Raw genomic sequence first — 11823 nt, 5'->3', positions numbered from 1 at the left:
TTGAACTTCCTTCCTTACGCTTTTTGTGTACCTAAGTTTGCAAGCACGTCTAAAATTTCTTTATAGAACTCTTCACGTGTACCACCGCGATAAATTTCTTTATATAGCTCACCATCTTGAATGAATAAAATACGCTGACAGTAACTTGCACTATATGGATCATGAGTAACCATCATAATAGATACGCCTTGCTCTTTATTTAAGTTTGTCATTGCATCCAGTAAACTCGTTGCATTTTTAGAATCAAGAGCTCCTGTTGGCTCGTCCCCTAAAATAATTGCTGGTTCATGGACTAAAGCGCGCGCTGCTGCTGAACGTTGTTTTTGTCCACCAGATACTTCAGATGGATACTTTTGAAGTATTGCTGAAATGCCTAACATATCAGCTACTTTTTCTACTTTTGGTCCAATATTTCGTGATGGGACACCTTGAAGTGAAAGCGGAAGTGCGATGTTTTCGTAAATAGATAAGTTCTCTAATAAATTAAAGTCTTGGAAAATGAATCCTAACTTTTGCGAACGGAAATCAGAAAGCTCACCTTGCTTCATTTTCGTAATATCCGTTCCGGCAATTTCAACAACGCCGCCTGTCGCCTTATCAAGCGTTGAAATTACATTTAACAATGTTGTTTTACCAGAACCAGAAGGTCCCATAATACCAACGAACTCACCTTCTTGAATTGAGAATGAAACACCTTTTAATGCGTGTGATTGGTTCTCACCTTTTTTACCATATACTTTTTGAACGTTTTTCACGTCCACAACTGGTTTCGTCATATATATCCTCCTACATTTGTTTTTCCATTACCTATTTTGCGTTTTTGGGAGATGAACTGCAATTGATTTATATAACAGTAACCTTACATTTTCGTAAGAATCCATTCATTCGGTAATGAGTTCTGTGGTATATAAGATAGAAAGAAAAAAACTTTATCTAAAGTTTTTTTAGAGGGTATTCCAATTTATTGAAACGCATAAATATATTTATTTTAAATGTTAAAGTCTGTGTTTGTTCACAGCATTTTTGTTGTAACAATGAAGAAAAAATACCTTGTAAAAACAAAAAAGCCTTTGTATTTAAGCGTTTGTTTAAGCGCTCAGGGCTGAGTACAGTACCAGTGCTGTATGGAGTTGGAGCGCTTGCTATTCGTTGCCTGATCCAAAATCCTATAAAACATCGATAAAATAAATAACCCGTTCCTTAACGTACAGGGAACGGGTTAAATGTGTCAAAATTATGTCTAAACGTACGATTTTTCCGAAATGATATAGTGCCGCATGCCCATCAACTTAAGAATCCTCCCTACTTCGTCATAAAGTTTTTATGTCTAAAGATAAAATAAAAAAGCCTTACCACTCAAATGTTTTAAAGTTAATGATATCGGCTTAATTTATAAATTATAAACTACTATTGATGAACCGTCACAATTACTCCGTCCATATTGTTCCCTGAAATTTCATAATGCTGATTTATCGGGACACTAATGGTCGTATTGTTTGAAAATTTATAATAAGAAACTTTATACTCTTTCCCCTCAACATTAGTTGAAATCTCCTTTTTTTCCTTCAAGAAATCTAAGTATTCTTCTAAAGTAAATTTCTTTTCTTGCATGATTGCGCTATGAGGCAAACCGACGTAACGTATATGCCATGGCTCATATTGAATGCCTGTAATGTTACTTTTATTTTTGGGGTAGCGTAACACAAAACCGTGCTTCCACATATTTTCTTCAATCCATTTTCCTTCAGGAGCTTTCTCCATTTTATCTTGAGTTGATCCAACGTCCAGTGATAACCCTAAATTATGTTCACTATATCCTGGTTGGAGTGCATAATCAGAGCCCATTTCTTCATATAGCTGTCTTTGCTCTTGAAAATCCCGATAGCCACTACTAATCAAAAAATAATTAACACCTTCTTTTCCTGCCGCATCTATAACGTTCAAAAACTTTTTCACAATATCCTTTGATAAGCGAATATTTCTATCCAATACACCATAGCCTCTTACTAATTCACTATTTTGAGCTACATTTATAATATCAGACCTAACACTATCTTTTTTAACTGAATAATCTTTGTTAACTAATAATAAATCCCCTTTATAAATTTGTTCTTCTGTAACCTCTATCTTTTTAGTATTTGCAGCTTTTTCCTTATCATCTTTTTCTGCAATTTTAACAACGATCTCCTTTTGAAATAATGGTGATATATAAAAGCCTACGCAGACTATACATAATATAAAAAAAGAAATAAATACCCACTTTTTCATTTCTAGTTCCTCCTTAACGCAACTTACGTATAGAATACAAAAAACTATTAAAATAAAAAGTGGGGTAAAGTTTAAATTTTTATTAAATTGCTTTGCTCTCCTCTTTTGGCAATCTCACTTCAAATGTTGTTCTAATTACATTGCTTTCAGCAGAAATCGTACCATTATGCTGCTCGACAATATTTTTTGCAATAAATAACCCAAGACCTGTACCACCTTTCTGCTCCGTTCTAGCTTTATCACCTGTATAAAACACATCAAAAAGATATGGTAAATCCTCTTCTGGAATGCTACCTCCGTAATTTATAATTTGTACAACTACCTGATCACTCTCAATATATCCGTTCACATCAACAAACTTTCCATCATACCCATAGCGAATCGCATTCGTTAAAAGATTTTCAAATACTCGGGCTAATAAATTCCCGTCACCGTTAATAGGTAAATGAGGATCCATATTCAATCTCGCCTCTAATTTCTTTTTTTCTAATAACGGATACAATTCTTCATCTAACTGTATAATCAATTCACTTATATCAATCGGCCATTTTTCAAGCTGCAACATCCCATAATTCATTCTCGTAATTTCAAATAATTCATCAATCAAATTTTCCAGTCTTTCGGATTTCGTAAAAGCAATTGTGGAAAAATGTTTAATTTGTTCCTTCGTCAAATTCTCATCTTTAAGAATTAAATCTAAATAACCTAAAACGGATGTTAACGGCGTTCTTAAATCGTGAGCTAAGTTAACAATAAGCTGATCCTTACTATTTTCCGCAAAATCTCCTCGTTCAACTGCTTCTTTTAATTTCTCACTCGCTACATTAATTTCGCGGGCGATATAACCAAACTCATCATTGGATGAAACACGAACTTGATTTGTAAAATCACCGTTTGCAAGATGATGAATCCCATTAGAAATCTCATCAAAATATTTTAAATACGGTCTAGTAAGGAAGAAGAAAAACATAATGGATAGAGGGATAAGTATAATTAAAAAGAAATTAATATCCCCAATTTTCCTTATCATTGAACGAACTTGAGCTAAGGGATCCTCATAACGAACTGCTAATTTATAATAGAGCCGTAATCCCTCATACATCATATACGTTACGCCAGCAGCTAATATCATGCTTAACGCAAATAGCATAACCATCTCTGAACGAAAACCTCTCATCTTTTTAGCCATTGAAAGTATACCCTACCCCCCAAACTGTTTTTATTAACTTATTCTTTCTTTTATCTTCCCCAAGCTTCTTCCGCAACGTACGAATGTGTACCATAACTGTATTCCCACCTTCATAATAATCATCTGCCCATACTTGCTGAAATATATTTTCCACACTGCACACTTTCTTCGGATGACTCGCTAATAAGTATAAAATATCAAATTCCTTTGGCGTTAACCCAATTTGTTCTCCGTACACATTTACTGATCTTTGCTCACGGTCAATAACAACTCCGCCTACTTCTAAAGCGGATTTATTCTCCACTACTTTCGGCTGATTTAACGTAAGAAATCGGCGTAGTTGTGCATTTACACGCGCAACTAATTCAATTGGGGTGAAAGGTTTCGTCATATAATCGTCCGCGCCTAGTACAAGACCTGTCACTTTGTCAAAATCAGACGTTTTCGCACTTAAGAAAATGATTGGCATATGATGTTTCGCACGAATCTGCCTTGTCACTTCATATCCATCCATTTTTGGCATCATAATATCTAACACAACTAAGTCGATTGACTGAGACTGAATAACTCGAATCGCCTCTTCCCCATCAGCCGCTTTCACAACATGATACCCTTCTTTTTCTAAATGTATCGCAATTAAATCAGCAATTTCCGCTTCGTCATCAGTTATTAAAATTGAAATTCGATTCATTTTACCCTGCTCCTATATCATTTCGTTTCTATTCTATTGGCGTTCTAAAAAATTTGCTCATTATATATTTTCATACACCTGATTTTATAATAGTCCACTCTGCTTGTATAATAGGGAGATTCAGTTGAGATACGTGTAAAACTAGATCATAGTACTAGGGAATCTAACTTCCAGTTAGTGATTTCATCATAAATGCCCTTTAGCTTAAGCTATTTTAATACCCAAAATCACTTGAAAATCTTTATTTTTTCTATACAAGCTAAATTAGAAAGGATGGCATTTTTTTATCTGTCTGTTTCTATATCTAACGAGATTTTGCTAAAAATATTAGTTTTGTGTAACGGACCAGTAAGTATCAAGTAAAAGATTTAGTCGCCTTATGTTTATGAGTGAACTGAAATGTCGCTACAACTTCTATAACCCCATTATTTAACTGTTTATGCAAAAAAGAATCCACATGTAGTATGTAAGGAGATTAACTTATGGGTTATTTACAAATAGTAGATGGGGAATATTTGACGCTTCCATAAATAAAAAAGAATCTAGTTTAAATTAGATTCTCAATGTATCTAGTACATTATCTTTTTCTTCTTTATTAATACCAATGTATCTTAGTGTAATTTGTGGTGTACTATGATTCAATATCTCTTGTAACATATCAATATCTTTTGTTTGCTTGCAAAACCAATATCCAAATGTTTTACGCATGGTATAAGTTCCTAAAGATTCAACTCTTTGCTTAATATATTTTAGTTAGATTACTACCGTAACCTAACTAAAATATATAAATTATAGAAAAAATAGGTATTGAGAAAATGTAATTTCTTAGGAATCTGAAATTTGTTTATTCGTGAATTATGGCATAAACTTGCATTTTAATTTTAGATGGTGTAATTGTTACAATAATACATTTTAAAAAAGCACCGATTCATTAAATACTCTAAATTGGGTCACCATACATGTCCATCAATTTATTTTGTCTCCGTTCTTAAGTTTTGTGGAATGCCATCAGCCCCCTATTTCAGTGGATTCCATAATGCCAAAGCGAATATCCAATTTGGGTCACCATTTCCTTGATGATTTTGAATAGCTTCATACACTTTCCCTTGATGTTCTACTTTGTCTCCCTTTGTATACGCCTTCTTTGGATCCCATTTCTCATAAGATGTATTTTGATCTTTTGTTTTTACCGGAAGAATGTTACTTTGAAATGATGTATTTCCAGCTGCATCTACGGCCTTCACTGCATATTTATATTCCTTATTAACTGTTAAGTTTTGATCAGTAAACGTCGTTCCTTGTACCGTTTGAATCAATTGTCCATCACGTAATACCTGATATTCTTTTACACCTACATTATCTGTAGAAGGATTCCATTTTAGCTCTACACTGTTAGAAGTAAGGTTGCTTGCATATAATCCTTGTGGCTGTGTGGGAGCTTCCGTATCTGGTTTCGGATTAACAATTTGATTTACTTTCTTTAAGCCTTCCTTTGTAACTTCATAAATTGCTTTTTTATCAAAGTTTTCACGTTTATTATTCTCTAAATTTATTAATGTTGCCCTCTCTCTGCCTTCTAGATGTGTAAGTTCAATAAAATCGCCGATCTTTACTGCAACTTTTTGTGTTTCAGCATTTTGCTGTTTATTCCCATAAACCTCTTTGTTATATACCACTTTACCTGATGTGTTTTGCACTTTAATACTTGCATATGTACTATCAAAGTAGTTATGTGGTACACCTGCTTTTAGATCAATTTGCATTTCTTCTGTTGATTTATTTAAATTTACTTTCGCAAATTCAAAATCGCCAATTCCTTTCAGTGACCATGCAAATTGGTCTCCTTCTAAGATACCATCTCTAATTGGTACATGGTCTTTTATTTGAGTAATAAGATCCATCATCGGTCGCGGTTCATTCGCAAAGACGGAAATGATACTGTTATTTAATTCTTTCCACTCAGCATCTGTTACATTTGGATTTTGTAACATAAGGGAAACGTAATCATTCCATACTAAAAAATTGATTGGTAAAATATTGGTGGATATTTTATAAATTGCAATTTTATTATCTGTTGAAGTCATCGCTTTCGCTAACCAGCGTAATCGCTCTGATTGATCTAGTTTTACTGGGTCACGTTCAGCATTTTCAAATAGTAGCATATACGGCACTTGATTTGTCGGGCTATTATCTGACCAAGGAATAACAGTTGCATCATGACGGCTCGACTGACCCCATCCAGATATATCATATCCTAAATTCCAAGAAGATGGCTTGTTATTCCATATAAGTGCACAATGTCCAGGTTGTCCAACAGGCATAGCTGCCACTCCAAATGCTTGGCTTACTTGCGTACCAAACTTCGAAATATTACCGCATACCCCGCCAAATCTATAAATGGAAGAAAGATTCCAACCTAAACCGTAGAATGCATCATTTCCAGCTTGAATGCTAACTCCATCTTTGTTATGGGTTACATAATCAATCAAATATGCACTTTCCCCTACCTTATCTTGGTTTTTAAGTTCTGGATGTTCCGTATTAATCATATTTCTTGCCCAAGTTAAATCTTCTTCTGGTGACCAAGTATTCACTACTAATCTTAAATGCCAAACATCATATGTTCTAAAGCAAGGAAGTAACTCATTATTTTGATCTGCTGATTTATAATGTTGGTACCTTGTTAATGGATTAATAGGCTGATTGTTTGTCCAATATTTTATAGGTTCAGCATGAGCTAACGATGTAGCTACCGCTAATTTCAAATACAACCCTTCGTGAGAATCTGCATCCGCATTCCAGATTGTATTCCATATCTCAAGTGCATTTACAGGATTTTTTCCCGTTGGACTACCACCTTCAAGATAGGTATTCAACACGCTTGTATTTTTCATAGCCCAGCTAAGAAATTTCTGATGGTCAGCATCTTTTTTTGCAAATGCATCCATTGTTGTAGCACCTGATTGTGATATAAATTGCCACTGAGCCAAAGCTGCTGCAAATACTGGGTCTGCAAGCTTCTTTTTCAAGTTTCCTTCAGTCATACCCCCAACATTTCCATTTAAATATGCTGTGAGATTTTTCAAATGGGCTTCAAAATTACCATTTGCAATGGCTTGATCTGTCTGTTGATTCAATGTTTCTAAAGTGAATGTTTCTTGATTGAATGACATTGTTTCAGCTGAAACCTTTGTATGCGGAATCGTAGCAATACTTCCTAAAATAATAGGCATAGTTAATAATAAAGATGAAATCCTTCTCAAAATAATTTCTCCTTTTTTGTTTTTGACTTTTGACTGTTGCATGATTCTCATTTATATAAAATAATTCCCATGCCATCAACTTAAAAATTTAAAATAAGCGGGCTCCATAACGATAAAACAAATAGCCAATTCGGGTCACCCTTTCCTTGATGATTTTGAACAGCTTCATACACTTTCCCTTGATGTTCTACTTTATCTCCCTTTGTATATGCCTTCTTCGGATCCCATTTTTCATAAGATACATTTTGATCTTTTGTTTTTACCGGAAGAATGTTACTTTGAATTGATGTATTTCCAGCTGCATCTACAGCCTTCACTGTATATTTATATTCCTTACTAGCTGTTAAGTTCTGATCAGTAAATGTTGCTCCTTGTACCGTTTGAATCCATTTTCCATCACGTAATACCTGATATTCTTTTATACCTACATTATCTGTAGAAGGATTCCATTTTAGCTCTACACTGTTAGCGGTTACCATCACTAAATTTTGTGTTTTTCGTTTCTATCACCTTTTCATAATATCCCTCCGCTATATTTCTAGATACTTAAAATATGAATATGTAAGTAATAGATATTACTTACATATTCATATTATCTATTTACACATATTTACACAATTTAACATAAATATACTCATTTATATAAGAAAATGGATACATTTCAATTCAATTAAAAAGAAGAATAATCAAATGAATGTATGAGAAAAAACAGATTTTAATACATTTATTTTAAAAAACACATAAAATATATAAAAATGTCGAAATATTAACACACTATGTTCTCATAAAAAAACTTCTAGACAGTTATAACTAATCACCTAAACTCAGATATAACAGTACTTTAAAAAGAACGTCATCCTAATTGGAATCACCATATCATTTTTATGAATTTGTACGCTAAGAAATTTATAAATGAAGAAATCATTTATGTAAAAATAAACAAATGTTTGTTTATTTATTTTAGTTATGAATCAATTTGTGAGATATGAGTATGGGTTTAAGTTGCGGGGTTCAATTGTCTGCTTAGTTAATTTCTTATTTATTATATAAATTTTATATAACAAAGAAAAAAGCATCCGCTACGGATGCTTCCTCTAAAAATTTATAATATGTGATTTTATATATTCTATTCTTTTTTGGTCATAGATTGTCCCATCTTTTTCTAGAATATCCGCATCAACAAATCAAGAAAATTTAGGTTGGACTGTGGGTACCATCTTACCGTTAATAAGATAATAGTAGGTTGATTGTACTTCCATATGAAAATCTTTCCTTTTTCATACCGATCACACACTTTTTTAGAGTAATAGCATCAGTATGTCCAAGATGTAGAGGTTTTTTGCAATTCCCCTAAAATTTTTCGCACCAGAACTTTTAATTATACATCAATATTTAATTTCCTTTTATAGATAAAATAAATCCCTAATAACCCCAAAAACAGATAAACATTTCTATATACACATAATATTATATTCTTAAATAATCTCATTATACTACTAAAAAATACAAAAAATTATCTATATTTAGTCAAAATGTATCTAGTCTTCTATTTAAGATATAAGTTTTTTAGCCAAACTAGATTATTAGAATCGACACTTTTGTGTACATTTATATTACTTATGATTTACTATTAATTCCCAACTTACAAAAATGGTATATATTTATTCATTTTAACTCGTTTTTACGTAGTTTATGAGAAGAAATATATTATTTTTGAAGGTACAATTAATAGTTAATTTGGTGAAATATAACATATATTATCTTTAATTAATACCCAATTGAAAAAACAATGGATCAATTGTGACATAATTGTTAGATTTAGGAATACCAAAAGGCATTCTATATATAAATAGAAAGGTGATCGTGTACGGATAAAATGTAAGGGGGATTTATATTATGTTTTCAAAAAACAAAAATTAGTAACAGTGGTAACCACTTTAACACTAGGATGTGGATTAGCTTTTGGATTAACTCCTATTTCGGCAGATTCTATAAGTAACCCTACTCCTATTAACGAAGAACAAATACGAATACAGATACCTTTCACTGGATATTTTATTTCAGCAGATGATAATTATTTAGTTGTAGCTGACACTAACACAAAAGTGGAGGCACTCTCTTATCAAAATAATTGGTGGGAATTAGCCTCTCAAAATATAATCTTACGTGTCCCTATTACTAGCAAAGATAACTACAGTATAGGTGAAAAACTAAATATATTTTCCGTGGGATGGACTCACTCTATTCCACCAATTGCTTCTATGCCTGTTATCGAAAAAATAATTGAATAAATTATATATTTTTTATAAAGGAAGATATCCATTATTTGTAATACTGAAACTAAGATAATTAAATAAATATTATTATTACTACACGACGACACATGTTGTTTAACAAGGTAGTTTTAAGGCGTATCAACACTTTGCATGATACGCCTATTTTTCATGGTTTTTCCTTCGTTTTATCACTACGTTTTGTAGATTTATTGAAACTTTTATCGCTACATTTGATTTTTTTTTCATCACTTTTAAATAACCAGTTTAAGAGAAGCAATTGATTGCTTAGTTGAAATTCATGTTTGTATTTGTGTAAAAATAAAGCTCCTTCAATACTTTCCTTTTAATAGATGCGTTTAATACACCTAATTTTAAAAAGATTTTATATACCATGCATTCATAGTGGAGTGTTCAGAACCTGGTAGGGGTTCATGTAAAATTATAAATCCAAATTTTTCATATAATAGACATGCAGTTTTTAATTCATGCATTGTTTCTAAATAGCACTTTTCATAATGTTTAGAGGCAAATGACAAAGCTGTTTCCATTAATTTCTTGGAAAACCCTAGACCTTGTGCTTTTGGACTTAAGTATAGCTTTTGTAATTCGCAAACTTTATCATGTTCGTTAAACGGTGCTATACCAATTCCACCAACAACTTCTCCTTCCATTTCTACTACCCAATAGTTCGCATGTTTTAGATTATTATAATATTGATGTAGGTCATTAAGTTGAGGGTCAAAATAAGCTGTTCCAGGAAGCGCTAATCCAAGTGATTTTAATGAACCTTGTATAATTTCTTTTACTTTTGCATTGTCTTCTTTTTTCATTTTTCGAATAATCATATACGATCTCCTTCAATTAGGTTTTAATAAAGATTGCGACAGATTTTTGAAAATGGCATCTTTAAAACATTGACTAAGTCCACATTTTAAGGGTACAGTTATATTAATATTAAATGTGGACTTAGTCAACTAAAGGAGGATCTATGGATAAAAAAATTATTTATGACATCAGACAATTCAACCGTTTTTATACAAAGGTACTTGGTTTATTTAATAACCAGATTCTAGATACAGATTATTCATTAACCGAAACACGAATACTATTTGAAATAAGCGAAAGAACAGAGTGTATTGCGAATAATCTTGTGCAAGAACTTAATATTGATAGAAGCTATATGAGCAGAATTTTACGTAGATTTGAGAAGGAAGGATTAATAGAGAAAAGAAGCTCAATAAAAGACAGCAGAAAAAACTTTCTCTTTTTGACAAAAAAAGGAGAGGAACTACTAGATATAATTCATATTCAGTCAGATGAACAAATAAATCAATTGTTTAACGGACTAAGTGATAGTGAGATTAATGAAATTCGTATTTCCATGATGATAATAAAAGAAAAATTAGATAAAAATATTAAACAAAAATAGATGTGTCAATCCTTAGAACATTAGCTATAACTTGTTTTTTTGAATAGGTATAAATATATAAAAGATCTAATGTGCCTATAGAATTCATCATACATCATTATCAATAGTTAACTCTTTTTTTATAATAAAAAAGATGTCCAAAAAAAATTATATTTTTTAGACATCTTTTTAATCTATTTTATTAATAATCCCGTAGAAGTAACTTGATATGTTCTTTTCTTACCCATAAATTCCTGTTTACTATTCTCAAGATTAATTAGTAAAGCTCTTGTCTTTTCCTTTTGTGCTTCTCCTTCTATATGGTTAAATTCAATATAGTCTCCTATTTTTACTGGAACAGTTTGAATTTCAGCGGCTTGTTGTCTATTTCCTACAATTTCTTTATTGTACAAAATATTGCCCGATGAGTTTTGAACTTTAATGCTAGCATACGTACTAGTAAAATAGGAGTGTGGTATACCGGCTTCTAATTTGATCTGCATTTTTTCTGTTGCTTTGTTATACTCTACTTTTGTGATCTCTCGATCATTATATCCCTTTAAAGACCAGCTAAATTGATTTCCATCTAAAACTGTTGTTTCCGGCATTTTCTCTACTTTCTTCAGACCTTCTTTTGTAACTTCGTACATTGCTTTTTTTCCAAAGCTCTCTTGTTTACTATTATCGACATTTGTGAAAGTAGCTCTATGCACACCTTCTAAATGTGT

At 32.0% G+C, this 11823-nt stretch carries 9 protein-coding genes and 3 pseudogenes; 2 read left to right on the top strand and 10 right to left on the bottom strand.

Annotated features, from left to right (window positions below; genetic code table 11):
* Positions 1 to 14 precede the first annotated feature (14 nt).
* The 8 genes and pseudogenes from JDS92_RS12485 to JDS92_RS12455 all read right to left on the bottom strand — a co-directional run.
* On the bottom strand, positions 15 to 776 hold the full coding sequence (locus tag JDS92_RS12485) for an ABC transporter ATP-binding protein (protein WP_199631979.1): 762 nt from the start codon (positions 774 to 776) through the stop codon (positions 15 to 17).
* A 229-nt stretch (positions 777 to 1005) separates the two neighbouring features.
* Positions 1006 to 1170: pseudogene (locus tag JDS92_RS31525) on the bottom strand (IS4 family transposase); the annotation flags it as partial.
* Between the two features lie 237 nt (positions 1171 to 1407).
* Entirely contained in the window at positions 1408 to 2268 is an 861-nt protein-coding gene (locus JDS92_RS12480; RefSeq protein ID WP_199631978.1) for a M15 family metallopeptidase, read from the bottom strand.
* An 82-nt stretch (positions 2269 to 2350) separates the two neighbouring features.
* Positions 2351 to 3457 (bottom strand): sensor histidine kinase, encoded by a 1107-nt coding sequence (locus tag JDS92_RS12475; RefSeq protein WP_097958909.1) that lies wholly within the window; start codon positions 3455 to 3457, stop codon positions 2351 to 2353.
* Positions 3450 to 4148: a response regulator transcription factor gene (locus JDS92_RS12470; protein WP_097958911.1), complete on the bottom strand. Its 699-nt coding sequence runs from the start codon at positions 4146 to 4148 to the stop codon at positions 3450 to 3452. The genes JDS92_RS12475 and JDS92_RS12470 overlap by 8 nt, the downstream gene beginning before the upstream one ends.
* Positions 4149 to 4700: 552 nt before the next feature.
* Positions 4701 to 4880: pseudogene (locus JDS92_RS12465) on the bottom strand (tyrosine-type recombinase/integrase); the annotation flags it as partial.
* A 284-nt stretch (positions 4881 to 5164) separates the two neighbouring features.
* Complete coding sequence (locus tag JDS92_RS12460; RefSeq protein ID WP_199631977.1) at positions 5165 to 7411, bottom strand: putative mucin/carbohydrate-binding domain-containing protein; 2247 nt, start codon at positions 7409 to 7411, stop codon at positions 5165 to 5167.
* 80 nt (positions 7412 to 7491) lie between these two features.
* Positions 7492 to 7887 (bottom strand): annotated as a pseudogene (locus JDS92_RS12455) (carbohydrate-binding protein); the annotation flags it as partial.
* A 1449-nt stretch (positions 7888 to 9336) separates the two neighbouring features.
* Here JDS92_RS12455 and JDS92_RS12450 point away from each other — a divergent pair.
* Complete coding sequence (locus tag JDS92_RS12450; protein ID WP_223268709.1) at positions 9337 to 9702, top strand: DUF3221 domain-containing protein; 366 nt, start codon at positions 9337 to 9339, stop codon at positions 9700 to 9702.
* Positions 9703 to 10058: 356 nt separating this feature from the next.
* Here the strand turns inward: JDS92_RS12450 and JDS92_RS12445 are convergent, their stop codons facing one another.
* Positions 10059 to 10532, bottom strand: a complete 474-nt coding sequence (locus JDS92_RS12445) for a GNAT family N-acetyltransferase (RefSeq protein ID WP_097959819.1) — start codon at positions 10530 to 10532, stop codon at positions 10059 to 10061.
* A 143-nt stretch (positions 10533 to 10675) separates the two neighbouring features.
* Between JDS92_RS12445 and JDS92_RS12440 the strand changes: the two genes are divergently transcribed.
* Entirely contained in the window at positions 10676 to 11116 is a 441-nt protein-coding gene (locus tag JDS92_RS12440) for a MarR family winged helix-turn-helix transcriptional regulator (RefSeq protein ID WP_097959820.1), read from the top strand.
* A 173-nt stretch (positions 11117 to 11289) separates the two neighbouring features.
* Here the strand turns inward: JDS92_RS12440 and JDS92_RS12435 are convergent.
* Positions 11290 to 11823: putative mucin/carbohydrate-binding domain-containing protein (locus JDS92_RS12435; protein ID WP_274606201.1), on the bottom strand; the 534-nt coding region annotated here is incomplete at its 5' end.

The organism is Bacillus cereus group sp. N12 (assembly GCF_016483575.1).
GTDB lineage: Bacteria > Bacillota > Bacilli > Bacillales > Bacillaceae_G > Bacillus_A > Bacillus_A toyonensis.
The sequence above is the reverse complement of the archived record's forward strand: the minus strand, read 5'-3'. Positions and strand labels throughout refer to the sequence as shown.